Source organism: Sphingomonas sp. BLCC-B65, from assembly GCF_028550675.1.
Classification (GTDB): Bacteria; Actinomycetota; Actinomycetes; order Actinomycetales; family Microbacteriaceae; genus Microbacterium.
Window position 1 is genome coordinate 592,554 of sequence record NZ_JAQQGL010000001.1, and the last position, 16,365, is coordinate 608,918.

General features: G+C 69.0%; 22 protein-coding genes. 2 read left to right on the top strand and 20 right to left on the bottom strand.

The annotated features are described in order from the left end of the window. Positions 1–5 precede the first annotated feature (5 nt). From PP359_RS02900 to rpsB, 6 genes are all read right to left on the bottom strand, one after another. A complete protein-coding gene (locus PP359_RS02900) occupies positions 6–572 on the bottom strand; it encodes a DivIVA domain-containing protein (protein ID WP_499249875.1) in 567 nt (188 codons plus the stop codon). Beyond that, positions 569–1,591 (bottom strand): phosphatidate cytidylyltransferase, encoded by a 1,023-nt coding sequence (locus PP359_RS02905; RefSeq protein WP_036316648.1) that lies wholly within the window; start codon positions 1,589–1,591, stop codon positions 569–571. Before PP359_RS02905 ends, PP359_RS02900 begins: the two co-directional genes overlap by 4 nt. 4 nt (positions 1,592–1,595) lie before the next feature. Continuing rightward, the gene (gene frr / locus PP359_RS02910; RefSeq protein WP_036316663.1) at positions 1,596–2,150 is read right to left on the bottom strand and encodes a ribosome recycling factor; all 555 of its coding nucleotides are present in this window, start codon (positions 2,148–2,150) and stop codon (positions 1,596–1,598) included. 56 nt (positions 2,151–2,206) lie between these two features. Then, a complete protein-coding gene (gene pyrH / locus PP359_RS02915) occupies positions 2,207–2,926 on the bottom strand; it encodes a UMP kinase (RefSeq protein ID WP_036316647.1) in 720 nt (239 codons plus the stop codon). Between the two features lie 91 nt (positions 2,927–3,017). Next, positions 3,018–3,845 carry a translation elongation factor Ts gene (tsf, locus tag PP359_RS02920; protein WP_036316645.1) on the bottom strand — a complete coding sequence of 276 codons (828 nt, stop codon included), beginning with the start codon at positions 3,843–3,845 and terminating at the stop codon, positions 3,018–3,020. 89 nt (positions 3,846–3,934) lie between these two features. Then, complete coding sequence (gene rpsB, locus PP359_RS02925; protein WP_036316642.1) at positions 3,935–4,804, bottom strand: 30S ribosomal protein S2; 870 nt, start codon at positions 4,802–4,804, stop codon at positions 3,935–3,937. A gap of 289 nt (positions 4,805–5,093) precedes the next feature. Here rpsB and PP359_RS02930 point away from each other — a divergent pair, with 289 nt between their 5' ends. Beyond that, positions 5,094–5,678, top strand: a complete 585-nt coding sequence (locus PP359_RS02930) for a murein hydrolase activator EnvC family protein (protein WP_244295648.1) — start codon at positions 5,094–5,096, stop codon at positions 5,676–5,678. Here PP359_RS02930 and PP359_RS02935 read toward each other — a convergent pair. The 10 genes from PP359_RS02935 to PP359_RS02980 form a co-directional block, all read right to left on the bottom strand. Continuing rightward, positions 5,663–6,250 (bottom strand): hypothetical protein, encoded by a 588-nt coding sequence (locus PP359_RS02935; protein ID WP_294944174.1) that lies wholly within the window; start codon positions 6,248–6,250, stop codon positions 5,663–5,665. The genes PP359_RS02930 and PP359_RS02935 overlap by 16 nt on opposite strands. A 21-nt stretch (positions 6,251–6,271) precedes the next feature. Beyond that, the gene (locus PP359_RS02940) at positions 6,272–7,168 is read right to left on the bottom strand and encodes a tyrosine-type recombinase/integrase (RefSeq protein WP_036316638.1); all 897 of its coding nucleotides are present in this window, start codon (positions 7,166–7,168) and stop codon (positions 6,272–6,274) included. A 91-nt stretch (positions 7,169–7,259) separates the two neighbouring features. Further along, on the bottom strand, positions 7,260–8,471 hold the full coding sequence (gene dprA, locus PP359_RS02945; protein WP_499249876.1) for a DNA-processing protein DprA: 1,212 nt from the start codon (positions 8,469–8,471) through the stop codon (positions 7,260–7,262). Continuing rightward, entirely contained in the window at positions 8,468–10,000 is a 1,533-nt protein-coding gene (locus PP359_RS02950; protein ID WP_135949138.1) for a YifB family Mg chelatase-like AAA ATPase, read from the bottom strand. The genes dprA and PP359_RS02950 overlap by 4 nt, the downstream gene beginning before the upstream one ends. After that, positions 9,997–10,356: a YraN family protein gene (locus PP359_RS02955; protein ID WP_378793480.1), complete on the bottom strand. Its 360-nt coding sequence runs from the start codon at positions 10,354–10,356 to the stop codon at positions 9,997–9,999. Before PP359_RS02955 ends, PP359_RS02950 begins: the two co-directional genes overlap by 4 nt. 113 nt (positions 10,357–10,469) lie before the next feature. Beyond that, the gene (locus PP359_RS02960; protein ID WP_005050243.1) at positions 10,470–10,793 is read right to left on the bottom strand and encodes a DUF2469 family protein; all 324 of its coding nucleotides are present in this window, start codon (positions 10,791–10,793) and stop codon (positions 10,470–10,472) included. Positions 10,794–10,846: 53 nt separating this feature from the next. Beyond that, on the bottom strand, positions 10,847–11,506 hold the full coding sequence (rnhB, locus tag PP359_RS02965) for a ribonuclease HII (protein WP_036316629.1): 660 nt from the start codon (positions 11,504–11,506) through the stop codon (positions 10,847–10,849). Further along, positions 11,503–12,255 carry a signal peptidase I gene (gene lepB / locus PP359_RS02970; protein WP_135949136.1) on the bottom strand — a complete coding sequence of 251 codons (753 nt, stop codon included), beginning with the start codon at positions 12,253–12,255 and terminating at the stop codon, positions 11,503–11,505. Before lepB ends, rnhB begins: the two co-directional genes overlap by 4 nt. A gap of 155 nt (positions 12,256–12,410) precedes the next feature. Next, positions 12,411–12,758, bottom strand: a complete 348-nt coding sequence (gene rplS / locus PP359_RS02975) for a 50S ribosomal protein L19 (protein ID WP_036317132.1) — start codon at positions 12,756–12,758, stop codon at positions 12,411–12,413. A gap of 168 nt (positions 12,759–12,926) precedes the next feature. Continuing rightward, complete coding sequence (locus PP359_RS02980; protein ID WP_039416884.1) at positions 12,927–13,421, bottom strand: hypothetical protein; 495 nt, start codon at positions 13,419–13,421, stop codon at positions 12,927–12,929. A gap of 52 nt (positions 13,422–13,473) precedes the next feature. Between PP359_RS02980 and map the strand changes: the two genes are divergently transcribed. Beyond that, positions 13,474–14,256: a type I methionyl aminopeptidase gene (gene map, locus PP359_RS02985; RefSeq protein ID WP_036317104.1), complete on the top strand. Its 783-nt coding sequence runs from the start codon at positions 13,474–13,476 to the stop codon at positions 14,254–14,256. A 37-nt stretch (positions 14,257–14,293) separates the two neighbouring features. Here the strand turns inward: map and trmD are convergent, their stop codons facing one another. The 4 genes from trmD to rpsP are packed head-to-tail and all read right to left on the bottom strand — an operon-like array spanning position 14,294 to position 16,280. Then, positions 14,294–14,983, bottom strand: a complete 690-nt coding sequence (trmD, locus tag PP359_RS02990; RefSeq protein WP_112931396.1) for a tRNA (guanosine(37)-N1)-methyltransferase TrmD — start codon at positions 14,981–14,983, stop codon at positions 14,294–14,296. A gap of 1 nt (position 14,984) precedes the next feature. Continuing rightward, positions 14,985–15,614 (bottom strand): ribosome maturation factor RimM, encoded by a 630-nt coding sequence (gene rimM / locus PP359_RS02995; RefSeq protein WP_036317109.1) that lies wholly within the window; start codon positions 15,612–15,614, stop codon positions 14,985–14,987. Between the two features lies 1 nt (position 15,615). Continuing rightward, on the bottom strand, positions 15,616–15,846 hold the full coding sequence (locus PP359_RS03000) for an RNA-binding protein (protein ID WP_036317111.1): 231 nt from the start codon (positions 15,844–15,846) through the stop codon (positions 15,616–15,618). A gap of 5 nt (positions 15,847–15,851) precedes the next feature. After that, positions 15,852–16,280: a 30S ribosomal protein S16 gene (rpsP, locus tag PP359_RS03005; RefSeq protein WP_036317112.1), complete on the bottom strand. Its 429-nt coding sequence runs from the start codon at positions 16,278–16,280 to the stop codon at positions 15,852–15,854. Between the last annotated feature and the right edge of the window lie 85 nt (positions 16,281–16,365).

The following is a 16,365-nucleotide window of genomic DNA, read 5'->3' on the forward strand; positions in this document are numbered from 1 at the left end:
TCGGCTCAGACGACGGCGAGCATGACCTCGACCGTCGCGTCGAGGACGGCGTCGACCTGCGCCTCGCTGTAGCCCCGCCGCTGCATGCGGAAGGCGACGGAACGCACCTGGTCGACGGTCACGGCTTCGCCGTTCTCGAGGAAGCGGGCGATCTTGTCGGCGACCAGATCGACCTCGTCGACCCGGTAGCCGAAGCGCAGCAGCCCGACACGACGGAAGCGGCGCCCCTTGGGGCGGGTGAGGCGATCGAGCACCTCCTGGGCCAGCTTGCGCGACTGTCCGACCCACGCCCGAGCGCCACGGCGCGACAGCGCCTGCTCGCGCTCACGGGCGGCGAACGCGTCTTCGATGCGACTGAGCGCGGCATCCACCGCCGCAACCTGGTATCCGCGGCGTACCAGCGGGAACGCGGCCGTGCGAACGACCGACGCATCGATCTCCGTCGAGTCGCCGGACTCGAACGCGGCGCGAGCACGGGCGAGGAAGTCGTCGACCGCATCCGCACGGTAGCCGCGGGTGCGGCCGGTTGTCAGCGGAAACGGCGTCGCGCTCGTCTCGGGGGCGTCGTTCATGAGACCACCAGGGGGAAGAAGAGAAAGTAAAGGGCGAGAGCGGCTGCGGCGGAGGGCAGAATCGAGTCCAGTCGGTCGAGTACGCCGCCGTGGCCCGGCAGCCACGAGCTCATGTCCTTGATGCCCAGATCGCGCTTGATCATCGACTCGCCGAGGTCGCCCACCGTTGCACATCCCAAGATCAGCAGTCCGAAGACCACGCCGGCCCACCACGGGATGCCGAGCATGAACAGCGCCCACAGGACAGAGGCGACGAGCGTCGCGACGGCTCCCCCGGCGAACCCTTCCCAGGTCTTCTTCGGGCTGATGCGCGGGGCCATCGGATGCGATCCGAACGCGAGCCCGGACGCGTAGGCCCCGGTGTCGGTCGCGACGACCGCGATCAGCATGCCGAGCACCCAGTACTCGCCCTGGTCTTGGCGGAGCAGGACGAGCGCGAGGCTGGCCAGGAACGGCACGTACAGCGGGAGGAAGCCGGCGATCAGCACATCGCCGAGGACCTCGCCGTAGCGACGGCCGTCACGAGCCACCATCTGGGCGAGAAGCCGCCAGACGATCACCGCGGTCACAGCGCCGAAGGTGAGCGCCCAATGGGTCAGGTGGCCGGCGAAGAAGGCCGACAGCATGATGACCGCGCCGGCGACGATCTGCGGCCACACATCGACGCGCCGGCCCGCCGTCTGCAACGCGCGGCTGAACTCGAACACTCCGAGCAGACACACCGGCACGGCGAAGACGAGGAAGAGCCACTTGATGAAGAGCAACGAGCCCAGCACGACCGCTCCGACGGCGAGGCCGATGAGGATCGCCATCAGAAGGTTGCGACCGGTGCGCGCGTTGATACGATCTGTGACTTCTTCGAAGTCCGCCCGAGCCCGGTCCATCTGGTGCTCGATCTCGGTGCGCGCGGCGCGCACGTGAGCCTGGAAGCTCGCCGGGCTTGCGGAGCGCGTACGATCCCCCTCCGGGTCCGAAGCGCCTCCGGTCCCGGCATCCCCTGGCGAGTCGGTGGTGGGCACGTCCTCAGACCTCGAGAAGCTCGGCTTCTTTGCGCTTCAGAGCCTCATCGATCTCGTCGACATGGCTGCGCGTGACGCCGTCGAGCTCCTTCTCGGCGCGAACGAGATCGTCCTCGCCGACCTCGCTCTTGAGAGCGTCGAGCTCGTCCTTCGCCTTGCGACGGATGCCGCGGAGGTGCACCTTCGCGTCTTCACCCTTCGAGCGCACGAGCTTCACGTACTCCTTGCGGCGGTCCGCCGTCAGTTCGGGCATCGTGACACGGATGATGTTGCCGTCGTTCGTGGGGTTCGCGCCCAGGTTCGGCATGTCGCGAATCGCCTGTTCGATCGCCTTCAGTGCCGACTTGTCGTACGGCGTCACGACGAGCGTGCGTGCTTCGGGCGTGTTCAGCGACGCCAGCTGCGACAGCGGCGTCGGCGACCCGTAGTAGTCGACCAGGATCTTCTGGAAGAGCTGGGGGTTCGCGCGTCCCGTGCGCACGGTCGCGAAGTCGTCCTTCGCGGCCTCCACGGCGCGGTCCATGCGGGCGGACGTGTCGGCCAGGATCTCGGCGATCACGGTCACTCCATTCGTTCGGTACGTCAGATCGAGTCTAGTGCGGGGCGCCCCGTCGCTCAGACGCTGACGAGCGTGCCGATCGACTCGCCGAGCAGCGCGCGCGTGACGTTGCCCGCCGGCTCCATGCCGAACACGCGCATGTCGATGCCGTTGTCCATGCAGAGGCTGAAGGCCGTCGAGTCGACCACCTTGAGCCCGCGCTGGAGGGCGTCGCGATAGGTGATGGTGTCGATCCGCTCGGCATCGGGATTGGTCTTGGGGTCGGCCGTGTAGACGCCGTCGACGCCGTTCTTGGCGACGAGCACCTCGTCCGCCCCGATCTCCAGTGCGCGCTGGGCGGCGACCGTGTCGGTCGAGAAGTAGGGAAGACCGGCGCCGGCACCGAAGATCACGACCCGGCCCTTCTCCATGTGGCGTTCCGCCCGCCGAGGAATGTAGGGCTCGGCGACCTGGGTCATCGAGATCGCGGACTGAACGCGTGTCGCAGCTCCCGCCTGCTCGAGGAAGTCCTGCAGCGCCAAGGCGTTCATTACCGTGCCGAGCATGCCCATGTAGTCGGCACGTCCACGGTCCATGCCGCGCTGGCTCAGCTCTGCACCGCGGAAGAAGTTGCCGCCGCCCACGACGATGGCGATCTCCACCCGATCGACCGCCGCGGCGATCTCGCGCGCGATCTGACCGACGACGTCGGGGTTGACCCCGAGCTGACCTCCTCCGAAGGCCTCTCCGGACAGCTTCAGGAGGACGCGACGGCGTCCGGTGTTCTCATCGGTCACAGGGGGGTTCCTCTCGTCGAGATGCAGACTATCGAAGGCGGGGCATGGAAAAGGGGTCCGCATTCGGTGAATGCGGACCCCTTGAGGCGACTTACGCGCCGACCTTGAAGCGGGCGAAGTCGGTGATCGTGATTCCGGCGTCACCGGCGACCTTGGCGACGGACAGCTTGTTGTCCTTCGCGTAGTCCTGATCGAGCAGAGCAACCTGCTTGAAGAAGGCGTTCACGCGACCCTCGACGATCTTCGGCAGCGCGGCCTCCGGCTTGCCTTCGTTGCGGGAGATCTCCGTGACGATCTCGCGCTCCTTCTCCACCTCTTCGGCGGGGACGTCCTCACGCGAGAGGTACGTCGGGTTGGCGAACGAGATGTGCTGAGCGATCGAGCGCGCGGTCTCGGCGTCGTCCCCCGTGTAGGCGAGCACGACACCCACCTGCGGCGGCAGGTCCTTGCTCGTCTTGTGCAGGTAGATCTCGAACTTGTCACCCGCGATCGTGCGCACGCGACGGAGCTCGACCTTCTCGCCGATGATCGCTGCCTCGTCGGAGATGAGGTCGGCGACGGTCTTGCCCTCGGCATCCGCGGCCAGAGCCGCCTCGACCGAGTCGGCGCCCACGGCCGCGGCCGCAGCCAGGACCTTGTCGGCCAGCGCGATGAAGCGCTCGTTCTTGGCGACGAAGTCGGTCTCGGTGTTCAGCTCGAGGATGGTGACCTTGCCGTCCTTCTCGACAGCGGTGACCAGGCCTTCGCTCGTCGAGCGGTCAGCGCGCTTCGCGTTGCCCTTCGCGCCCTTCAGGCGCAGGATCTCGACGGCCTTCTCGAGGTCGCCGTCGGCTTCCTCGAGCGCCTTCTTGGTGTCGACCATGCCCGTGCCGAGCTGCTCGCGCAGGGCCTTGATGTCGGCGATGGTGAAGTTTGCCATGGGTGGTGGCTCCTTGCGTGTCGTGAGTTCTCGTGGGATGCCGGTGCGAAGCCGTCCCTCAGGATGGGCTTCGCACCGGCGACGTGGTCTTACTCGGCAGCGGTCGCTGCGGCGTCGCCCTCGGCCTTGGCCTCGGCGCCCGCGGCGTCGGCGGCCGACTCGGTGGCGATGGTCTCGACCTCGGCGACGTCCGTGACGACGGGAGTCTCGAGCAGCTCGCGCTCCCAATCGGCGAGGGGCTCGGCGTCGGCGGACTCGTCGGTCGGCTGGTGACGCTGGATGAGACCCTCGGCGGCGGCGTCGGCGATGATGCGCGTGAGCAGGCCCACCGAGCGGATCGCGTCGTCGTTGCCCGGGATCGGGAACTGGAACTCGTCCGGGTCGGCGTTCGTGTCGAGGATGCCGATCACGGGGATGCCGAGCTTCTTTGCCTCGTCGATGGCGAGGTGCTCGCGCTTGGCGTCGACGACCCAGATCGCGGAGGGCGTCTTCTGCAGGTTGCGGATACCGCCCAGTGACTTGTGCAGCTTGTCCAGCTCACGCTTCTTGAGCAGGAGCTCCTTCTTGGTGAAGCCGCTGTCGGCCGGGTTGTCGAAGTCGAGCTCCTCGAGCTCCTTCATGCGGGCGAGGCGCTTGCTGACGGTCGAGAAGTTCGTCAGAAGGCCGCCGAGCCAGCGCTGGTTGACGTAGGGCTGGCCCACGCGCGTCGCCTGCTCGGCGATGACTTCCTGAGCCTGCTTCTTGGTGCCGACGAACAGCACGGTGCCCCCGTGGGCGACCGTCTCGCGCACGTACTCGTACGCCTTATCGATGTACGACAGCGACTGCTGCAGGTCGATGATGTGGATGCCGGAGCGCTCCGTGAGAATGAAGCGCTTCACCTTCGGGTTCCACCGGCGGGTCTGGTGTCCGAAGTGCACGCCGCTGTCGAGCAGCTGGCGAATGGTGACGACGGCCATGGCCGTTCTCCTTTTCGTTGGGTTGATCGCGAGGACCGGATGGTCCCGTGCGCCTGGCGCCCGGCGCACACCCGCTCACCGCTGTCGCGGGGAGACCTCAGGGTGTGGATGCCGCGGCATCCGTCCGAGGACGGCGCCGCTGTGGGCACGCGGAGTCACCCCGACCAGCGGGGTGCTCAGTCAGTGTATCAGCCGCGGGGCCTCCTCCCCCGACGTGCGGCGCACCTCGCCCGTCCACAGATGTCGGTGGCTGTCGAGGTCCGTCGGCGTCGGCGCGGAGGCTGAAGGGATGAACGGGCACCGACGGGGTGATGTGGCCAGGCGCGTCGGCGCGGCGAGTATCGCGGTGCTGGCGGTGAGCCTCGGCCTCGTCTGCGGTGCCTCCGCTGCCGCCGGCAGCGGAGGGCAGGGCGCATTGGTCGTGGCGGATGCCTCCGACGACATGCGCGGTCGGTGGGGGTGGCCGGTCTCGCCGCCGCTCATCACGGTGGCCTACCGTGCGCCCGCCCATGCCTACGGACCCGGACACCGAGGCATCGATCTGTCCAGCGACGTGGGCGCGGACGTGCGGGCACCCGACGACGGGATCGTCGCCTTCGCCGGGGTGGTGGTCGATCGCCCGCTGATCACGATCGACCACGGCAATGGACTGGTATCGACGATGGAGCCCGTGCACGCCGGCGTGCCGGTGGGAGCGCGGGTGCAACGCGGCGAGTGGGTGGGCACCGTGGGGCTGGGTGGTCACACGACGCCCGGTGACCTGCATCTGGGAGCCCGCCGCGACGACGTCTATCTCAATCCGCTCCGGTTGCTGGGCGGGCTGCCGCGAGCGGTGCTGCTACCGTGCTGCGAGGTCGGTCAGGACCCGGGATAGGTGTTGCCGGTTCCGCTGACCTCGGCGCTGCCCACACCGGCGGCGGCGACCGTATTGCCGCTTCCCGCGATCTGCAGGCGCGGCAGATCCGTGGTGCTGGTGATGCTGTTGCGCTGCCCGCGGATCGTGAGGTCGTCGACCTTCGCGATGGCGAGGGAATTGTCCTGACCTTCGACGACCATGGTCGACACGTCGGCCCCACCGGTGACATGACTGCGGTCTCCCTGGAGCGTCATCGTTCCGATCGATCCGTCGACCTGCAGGGAGAGGTCATTGCCGGCGATCGTCACCGCCGCGCAGTCTCCGGACAGCGCGTACCGTCCCGCGGCGCCAGCGACGGTGGCGAGTCCGTTCGTGCACGCGACCGGGGTGGTCGAGACGGCACTGGTCGGTGCCCCGGTGTCCGGGTCCGACGCCGGCTGCGTCGGGGTGGAGGTGGCGTCGGGGGTGGAGGCGGAGGTGGCGTCCGGGGTCGGGACGACGGTGCGTCGGGGCGCGCCCTCGCCTGCACAGCCGGCGAGAAGAGACGCGGCGATGACGGCGGCAGCGACGGCGAGCACGCGAATCTTCATGAGAGCAGGGTAGTGCTCCGTCTACGCGCGTGGATGAGCGAGGCGGTACGCCGCGGCCAGTCGCTCCGCCGACACGTGCGTGTAGATCTGGGTCGTCCCGAGACTGGCGTGTCCGAGCATCTCCTGCACCGTGCGGAGGTCGGCTCCCCCGTCGAGCAGATGCGTGGCGGCCGAGTGGCGCAGCGTGTGGGGCCCCACGCTTTGTCCGACCGCGGGAGCAACGACGCGTGCGACCACGTCATAGGCGGAGCGGGCACCGAGTCGCGCGCCGCGAGCTCCGACGAACAGCGCCGGCGTGCCGGAACCGCGGGCCGCCAGCGCGGGTCGTCCGCGCGCCAGATAGGCGTCGAGTGCGTGGGCGGCGGGAGAACCGTACGGCACCACACGCTCCTTTCTGCCCTTCCCGACGACGCGGACCGTGCGGCGGTCGCGGTCGATGTCGTCGACATCCGCTCCGCAGAGCTCGGACACGCGAAGAGCGGAGGCGTAGAGCAGTTCGACGAGCGCCGCATCCCGCAGCGCAAGGGCATCGCCGCCGTCAGCGCGCACCTCGGCGTCCCGGAGAACGGCGGCCATCGCCGGTGCCGTCGCCACCTTCGGCAACGGCCGCCCGCGTCGCGGCGCCACCAGACGCAGCGACGGATCGGCGCCGATGCGCTCCGTCTGCCGAGCCCACGCGAAGAATCCGCGGACGGCCGCCGTTCGCCGCGCCAGCGTCGACCGCGCATCGCCGCGACGCGTTGCCACCCACAGCCACTCCCGCAGATGTTCGAGATCGACATCGGCCAGCTCGCGGTCACCGATCACCGCGAGGAGATCGCGCAGGTCCGCGCTGTACGCGCGCACGGTGGCCGGGGACAGTCGGCGCACGTCCGAGAGCTCGCGCGCATACGCGTCGGCGGCGTCGGAGAGTCTCACCGCAACAGCATCTCGCGCACGACGACAGCATGGGAGACGGCGCACCGACGACGACGCCCTTCGCCGACACGAGGTTCCCACGGGGAAGGCATCACCACAGTCGCACGGCTCCAGGCCCCGACCGCCGTCGCCACCCGTCCGGGAGGCGCTCGACACGTCCATCCAGGTCGAGCAGCCCGAGGACGCTGCTGGTTTCTGCTGCGGAGAGCCCCGAAAGGCGTGCGATCTCCGCGGTCGCCCGTGCGCGGCGTCCGCTCAGCGCGTCGAGCACTCTGGTGCGCTCGTCGATGCGCTCCCCATGGTCAGCACCGGGTTCGCCGCCGGGGCCGCCCAGGATTCCGAGCAGCTCCCAGGCATCAGCGGCGGAGGTGATGCACACGGCGTCCGCGTCGCGCAGAAGCCGATGACAGCCGGCCGATGCGGCGCTGGTGACGGGCCCCGGAACGGCGCCGAGGGCGCGTCCGAGTGCAGCGGCGTGGTGGGCGGTGTTCAGCGCACCGCTGCGGTGGGCAGCTTCGACGACGATCGTCGCGCCCGCCAGCGCCGCGATCATCCTGTTGCGCGCGAGGAAGCGCCACTTGGTCGGGGCCGTGCCGCACGGGACCTCGGCCAGAACGACTCCCGTCCGCACGATCGCCGAGATCAGCTCGTCGTGACCCGAAGGGTAGGGGCGGTCGACGCCGCCAGCCAGGACAGCGACTGTCGTGCCGTCGGCTCGCAGTGCCCCCCGGTGCGCCGCAGCGTCGATGCCGTAGGCCGCGCCGGAGACGACGACCACTCCGGCTGTCGCCGCCTCCGCGGCGAGCTCTGTCACGACCTGCGTGCCGTATGCCGTTGCGGCGCGGGCGCCGACGAGCGCGAGAGCGGCGGGGCCCGAGAGCGCGTCGGCGTCACCGCGCGCCCACAGGCACACGGGTGCATGCACTCCGAGGTCGTCGAGCGCGCGCGGCCAGACGTCCTCGCCCGGCATGAGGAGTCGAGCTCCCGCTCGACGTGCGGCTGCCAAGGCGCGGTCGACGTCACCGCGTCGGGGCAGCCAACGGGCTCGCGCCGCGCTGACGTCTTGCTCGGTGAGCCCCGCGCCGCGGGCGAGTGCCGACGTGCTGTCGACCTCGACACGCTGCAGCGCTTCGACCGCACCGTATTGCGCGATCAGCGCACCCGCCGTGCCGTCGCCCGGCTCGACCAGCGTCGACCAGATCGCCGCTGCCGACGCGGCGCAAATCTTCTCGTCGGACAGTCCGTCGCCGACGAGGCCGGCAAGAGCCGCACGAGCGGCGTCGGCTTCGGGCCTGATGCTCATGCCTCCACACCCTTCTTGAGGTAGAGCGCGCGCCCGATATCAGCGGCGCGCAGCCGATCGTGACCGGCGAGATCTGCGACCGACCACGCCACGCGCAATACACGGTCGTAGCCTCGTAAGGTCAGCGCGCCGCGGTGCAGCGCGGCATCCAGGGGCCGGCGGATGTCGGGATCCGCGGCCAGGGGGCCGTTGCGCAGCCAGGGACCGGAGACTTGTGCGTTCGTGCGCCAGGGGGTCGAGCGCAGACGGTGGCGGGCGCGCTCACGAGCGCTACCGACCTGCTCCCGGACCTGCGCCGACGAGGTGACTGCGGTCGACGTCGCGCTCTGCGCGCTCGAGACCCGCCGCAGCCCGAGTTCGATGTCGATGCGGTCACGGAGCGGACCCGACAGCTTTCCGAGGTAGCGCCGGATCGCCAGAGACGGACACGTGCATTCGGCGGCCGGTACGCCGTAGTTGCCGCACGGGCACGGGTTCGTCGCGAGCACCAGTTGAAAACGTGCCGGAAAGACTGCACGAAAGCCGGCACGGTGGATCTCGATCAGTCCCGACTCCAGAGGCTGACGCAGCGCGTCCAGCGCGTGCGGGGCGAACTCGCCAGCCTCGTCGAGGAAGAGGACTCCCCCGCTCGCGCGGGCGATGGCGCCCGGCCGCACGGTGCGACTTCCACCTCCGATCAGCGCCGTCGCGCTGGCGCTGTGATGGGGCGCCTCGAAAGGAGGCGTCCGACTCAGCGTGTCGACCCGCTCCCCCGCCAGCGAGCGCAACGACGCCGCCTGCACGGCATCGTCGTCATCGAGACCGGGCAGAATACCGGGCAGCCGCCGCGCGAGCATCGTCTTGCCCGCACCGGGCGGACCGCTCATGAGAACGTGGTGCCCACCCGCTGCCGCGACTGTCAGCGCGTCGACCGCGTCGGCCTGCCCGATCACGTCGGACAGATCGGGGACGGCGGCGGAAGACGGCGCGCTTCCCACCCCCGGGTGCGGAACGGGTTCGAGCGACACCTCGTCGACATCGAGGCCGTGCCAGCGTGCCACATCGCGGAGGCAGACGGCGCCCAGCACCTCGACGCCCTCCACGAGCGCAGCCTCCTCTCGGTTGGCGAACGGCACCACGGCCCTGCGGATGCCCACCCGGGCAGCGGCCGCGACCGCCGGCAGTACCCCGGCGACGGGCCGCAGTCGACCGTCGAGTCCGAGTTCGCCGATGTGGGCCGTCTGTGCGAGCGAGGCGCGATCGAGATCGTGCTCAGTGGCGAGTGCAGCAACCGCGATCGCCACGTCGAGCGCGGAGCCCTGCTTGGGAAGGTTGGCCGGCGACAGGTTGACGGTGAGCTTTCGCCGCGGCAGCGGCAGCTCACTGTTGGCGCAGGCGTTGTGCACCCGCTGATGCGCCTCGGCGATCGCCTTGTCGGCGAGCCCGATGATCACGAATGCCGGTGTCTGGCTGGACAGGTCGGCCTCGACCTCGACCAGATCACCGCGGAGCCCCGTCAACACGACCCCCCAGGTCCTGCCCACCGTCATCGGACATCCTCGAGATGCTCGATACGCGCAGTCGTCGCGTCGCGGCCGGTGACGCCGATGACGTCCACGCGCAGGCGACGACCGCGGGCGGCGGGGTGCACGGCTGCCCACGTGGTCGCCAGACGCCACAGTCGCGCGCGCTTTCGCGCATCGACGGCTTCGAACGGATGGCCGTACGAGTCGGAGCGTCGGGACTTCACCTCGACGATGACCACCTCGTCGTCGCGCAGAGCAACGATGTCGATCTCTCCGACAGCGCAACGCCAGTTGCGCGCGAGGATCGTGTACCCGGCATCGCTCAGGTACTGCGCCGCTCGCGCTTCGCCCGACCGTCCGCGTTCATCCTTGGCTGCCATGGGAACAAGCGTGCCGGCCCGTCCGCCGCGCACCTCGGGATCTCAGGCGTTCGGTGGACATTCCCGCACAAGGCAGGAGTGGGGAGGAGGAGGCGATCTGAGGGACGCGCGGGTCAGGAGTCGAGAGCGAGCTCGTCGGGAAGCTGGAAGTCCCGGCGCTGCATCTCCTCGACATTGACGTCCTTGAAGGTGAGCACGCGCACCGACTTCACGAAACGATCCGCGCGATAGATGTCCCACACCCAGACGTCGGTCATCGAGATCTCGAAGTAGAAGTCGTGCTCGGTGTCGCGGCGCACGACATTCACGTCGTTCGCGAGATAGAAGCGTCGCTCGGTCTCGATCACGTACGCGAACTGCGAGACGACATCGCGATACTCCTTGTACAGCGCCAGCTCGAGTTCGCGGTCGTAGTCGTCAAAGCCCTCGTCGTCCATGGTGATCCCATCCTATGCGGGCGGAGCAGCGGAGCGGATGCCGCGGCATCCGCTCAGAACAACGTGGGAGCGTCGGCGATCGCCCAGGACGCCCGATGGTGGGGGCTGAGACCGTGCGAACGGATCGCGCTGCGGTGCTCGAGGCTGGCGTAGCCCTTGTTGCGCTCCCACAGATACACGGGGTGCTCGTCGTGCAGGCGCATCATCAGGTCGTCGCGCGCAACCTTCGCCACGACCGAGGCGGCCGCGGCCGACGCACAGTCGCGGTCGGCCTTGACGATCGGCTGGACGCGCAGATTCGTGCCGCCCGCCGCGGTGATGTAGTCGTGGTTGCCGTCGAGAATGACGATCGCCTCGTCGGGAACGCACCCCTGCGCGCGCAGATCCGCGAGGGCGCGCAACGCCGCGAGCCCGAGCGCACGCATGATCCCGACCTCGTCGATCTCTGCGGAACTCGCCCAGCCGACCGCAGACGCGTCGACCCAGGCGGCCGCTCGCGCGGCGACGGCGTGCCGATGATGCGCGGCGACGAGCTTCGAGTCCCGCAGCCCCTCCGGGATCCGCCGCCGGACACCCGCAGCTCCGATCGCCGCCGCGCCGACCGCGACAGGACCCGCAAGGGCGCCCCGCCCCACCTCATCGCATGCGATGACGATCGGATGTTCACGCAGCAGGCGCCGCTCGACGGTCAGCCGCGGCGTGATGACACTCATCCGGCGCCGGGGGCCGGCACCCCCGCGAAGACGGCATGGTGCCCGTCGATGGTGCCGAAGCGGTCGAACGGCCAGGTGATGAGAAAAGCGCGCCCGACGACGTTGCCCAACGGCACGAACCCCTTGTTGGGCTGATCCATGTTGTAGCGCGAGTCGCGGGAGTGGTCGCGGTTGTCGCCCATCACCCAGAGCGAGTTCTGCGGTACGACGACATCGAACGGTACCGGCCGCGGCGCGCTCTGGCCGGGAGACAGATTCAGGTAGGGGGTCTCATCGATCGGTGTCCCGTTGACCGTGACCTGACCGATCGCGTTGCAGCAGACGACGTGATCGCCGCCCACGCCGATGATCCGCTTGATGAGGTGCTCATCGCTGTCCGAGGCTGTGATGCCGACGAGTGAGAGCAGCCAATCGGCGGCCTGGGCCAGGGGCGGCTGGGCGGGGGTCGCCGGCGCCGGCGGCAGCCATCCGCCGGGATCGCGGAAGACGACGACGTCACCGCGCTGGTACCCCCCGAAATGCGGCGTGAGCTCGTCGACGAGGATCCTGTCCTTGATGAGCAGCGTCTGTTCCATCGAGCCCGAAGGAATGTAGAAGGAGCGCACCAGGAAGGTCTTGATGACGAACGAGACGACCACCGCGATCACCACGATCACCAGCACGTCGCGCAGAAGCAGCCAGACGCCGCGGCGTCGGCGCTGACGGGAGGGAAGCACCGTATCCGGGGCCGTTGTGTTGTCCGAGCTCATGCCTGTCTTTCTTCGGTCCCGGCACCCGTCTGTGCCGTCTCTCAAGGGTCGCACATGCCGGCTGTGCGCAGCGCGCATCCGACGGGATGCGCCGTGGCGTGCGGACGACAGATGCCCCGGACCGCAGGGTCCGGGGCATCCGAGGCGAGAGCGCGTCAGCGGTCGCGCTTCTCCTTGATCTTGGCCTTCTTGCCGCGGAGGTTCCGCAGGTAGTAGAGCTTCGCGCGGCGGACGTCGCCACGGGTGACGACCTCGATGTGGTCGATCGTCGGGCTGTGCACCGGGAACGTGCGCTCCACACCCACCTGGAAGCTGATCTTGCGGACCGTGAAGGTCTCGCGAACGCCGTCTCCCGAGCGGCCGATGACGACGCCCTGGAAGACCTGGATACGGGAACGGTTGCCCTCGGTGATGTTGACGTGCACCTTGACGGTGTCGCCGGGGGCGAAGACGGGGATGTCGCTGCGCAGCGAAGCCGCATCGACGGCGTCGAGAATCTGCATGATCGTCACTTCCTGCGACCGCCACAGGTCGATCGCGAGATGGGGATTGGGAAAGGTATCGTGTGCCCGAGGCATCCGTTGCCGGCGCCGTACTCCCCTGAGGCAGAGCCTGTTCAGGGCACAAACAGCCATTCTGCCATGGATGACGAGCGCATCAAAACCGGCGTCTCACGATCCGGGCGGCGTGTTCTCGCGGATGACGATGATCTCCTCGGGATTCGACCCGCCCGTGTGCTCAGGGCGCGCGGGCGGCACGTAGCCGACCCCGCTGGCAGTGCGCAGGATCGAGACGCGCGGCCCCGTCTCGCGCCACAGCTGCCGCAGCGCCGACGACAGTGCGACGACACCGAGGACGATGGTCACGGCCAGCGCGGGCCACCACCACCGACCGTCGAAGACGCCCAGCGCGACGACGAGCACATGCCAAGCTCCGATGAGGCCGGCATCCGTCCACGAGACGGCACGTTCGGCGCGGACGGTTCCGCGGGCGCGCACGAGCAGAGCGAGCACCAGCTGCCAGACGAAGACGATCGGCGCCGACAGCAGAACCCACAGCAGCGCCCAGGGACTTGCGCCGAAGACGATCCAGCCGACGACGAGCCACAACGGCAGCACGAACGCCGCCGGAATCAGCCACCGGAAGAACGTCTGACGCAGCCACATACCTTCGATGCTACGCCGGTCAGACAGAATGGATCCTGACGAAAGGATCACGATGATCGAACTGCGCACTCCCGCCGAGCTCGAGGCGATGCGTCCCGCGGGGCGATTCGTCGCAGAGACTCTGGCGACGCTGCGGGACGAGACGAAGGTGGGCACCAATCTGCTGACCATCGATCGCCGTGCGCACGACCTGATCCGGCGGGCAGGCGCTGAATCGTGCTACATCGACTACCACCCCTCGTTCGGCGCGAGTCCGTTCGGGAAGGTCATCTGCACGTCAGTCAACGACGCCGTCCTGCACGGTCTGCCGCATGACTACGCCCTCCAGGACGGCGACCTCGTGACCCTGGACTTCGCCGTCGCCGTCGACGGCTGGGTCGCCGACTCGGCGGTCTCCTTCATCGTCGGGACGCCGCGCGACGAAGACCTCGCTCTCATCGACACGACGCAGCGCGCCTTGGATGCGGCGATCAGCGTCGCAACGACGGCAGGGCGGATCGGCGATATCTCGCACGCCATCGCCGAGGTCGCGCACGCCGACGGGTACACGATCAACACCGACTTCGGCGGTCACGGTGTCGGACGCACGATGCATGGCGACCCGCACGTCCCGAACGACGGCAAGCCCGGGCGCGGCTACCCCCTGCGCGCCGGTCTCGTGCTGGCTCTCGAACCCTGGTTCCTGCAGACGACGGACAAGCTCGTCACCGACCCGGACGGCTGGACGCTGCGCAGCGCCGACGGTTCACGCGGCGCTCACGCCGAGCACACCGTCGCGATCACCGACGACGGTCCCGTCATCCTCACCGATCGCTCGTTCCTCGGCGTCGACTGAGGCGCCGGCGCCGAGTTCCTGCCCGGCGCGCCGACTATTACGGGAGAAGATCGGGCCGTCGCTCCCGTGTGCGCTCGAGCTGCTGCTCTCGACGCCACTGCGAGACGCGGCCGTGATGACCCGACAGCAGCACGTCGGGTACGTCGTAGCCCCGCCACGCCGCGGGCTTCGTGAAGGAGGGGTACTCGAGCAGGCCGTCTTCGTGAGACTCTTCGACGAGGCTCTCGGGATTGCCGACGACGCCGGGAATCAAACGGCCCACGGCCTCGATCATCGCCATCGCGGCCACCTCGCCGCCGTTGAGGACATAGTCGCCGATGCTGGTCAGACTGACCTGTCCCAACGTCGCCGCGTAGGAGAACACGCGCTCGTCGATGCCTTCGTAGCGGCCGCATCCGAAGACGAGATGCTCTCCGCCGGTTGCCCAGTTCCGTGCCGTCCCCTGCGTGAAGACGGCGCCGGCGGGCGAAGGGAAGACGAAGCGGAGCGGCCCGGCAGCGTCGGCCGCGATGGCGTCCAATGCCTGGCCCCAGGGCTCGGGCTTCATCACCATGCCTGCGCCGCCGCCGTACGGCGTGTCGTCGACCGTGCGGTGGCGATCCTGGGTGTAGTCCCGCAGATCGTGGACGCGGACGTCGAGGATGCCCGCTCCGCGGGCCCGTCCGAGAAGAGAGACTTCCAGGACGTCGAAGAACGCGGGAAAGATCGTGACGACGTCGATCCGCACGTCAGACCTCGGGATCGGCCGCCGCGGCATCCGCCTCGTCGTCGTCCTCGCCGGACGTCGCCGGTTCGCGATCGTCCTCGCCGGGCAGCTCCTCGAAGAGGCCGGACGGTGGTGTGACGGTGACGGTGCCGGCGGCGACGTCGACCTCCGGCACGATGGCGGAGACGAAGGGCACGAGGATCTCGGCATCCGTGTCGTGCGTGCGCACGACGAGAAGGTCCTGCGCGGGCAGGTGGTCGACACGGACGACACGTCCGACATCGGCCCCGTCACGAAGCACAGTGAGACCCACGAGCTGGTGGTCGTACCAGGCGTCCTCCTCCTGGGAGGGGTTCTCGTCCTGATCGACCCACAGGATCGCGCGCACCATGCTCTCGGCGGCCGTGCGGTCCTCGACATCTTCGAAGAAGACGACCGGGTGGGAGTTCATCCATCGGAACTCCCGAACCGTGACCGTCTTGCCATGCCAGGGTGAGGACTCCGGCACCTGCAGCGTGAAGACGGCGCCGGGCACGAAACGGCCATCCGGATCGTCGGTGTAGAGCTCGAGCTTGAAGGCGCCCTTCAGTCCATGGGCCTTGACGAGACGCCCGACGCGCAGCTGCGTTCGCGCGGGTCCTGCGGCAGCCATCTCAGTCGTCCGCGACATCGACGCGCACGCGCGTGCCGTCGGCGAGGGCGGACACGAGCGTCCGCAGGGCCTTGGCCGTGCGTCCGCCGCGCCCGATCACCCGTCCCCGATCATCGGGGTGCACACGCACCTCCAGGACGTCGCCACGCGGCGACGAGGACGAACGGACGGTGACCTCGTCAGGGTGATCGACGATCCCCTTGACGAGGTGCTCGAGCGCGGCGGAGAGCAACGGTCTTACTCTGCGTCGGTCGACTCGGCCTCGGCCGGAGCCTCGACCTCGGCTGCCTCGGCGGCGGGCTCTTCGGCCTTCTTCTCCGCCTTGGGCTTGATGACCGACTTCTTGGCGGTGTCGACCTGGAACTCCTCCTTGGTCGCTGCCGTCTTCACGGTGGACACGGCGTCGGCGTCACCCTTGAAGCGGCCCCAGTCGCCGGTGAGCTTGAGCAGCGCGGCGACCTGCTCGGTGGGCTGCGCGCCGACCGAGAGCCAGTACTGCGCGCGCTCCGAGTCGACCTCGATGAACGAGGGCTCCTCGGTCGGGTGGTACTTGCCGATCTCCTCGATCACGCGACCGTCGCGCTTGGTGCGCGAGTCGGCGACGACGATGCGGTAGTAGGGCGCACGGATCTTGCCGAGGCGCTTGAGACGAATCTTGACAGCCACAATTCTCCTGAATGGTGTTGTGAGGTGATGAACGACGCTCGGGCTGTGGGGTGCACACCCGGCGGAGGCTCTAGGGTGGAAGCGA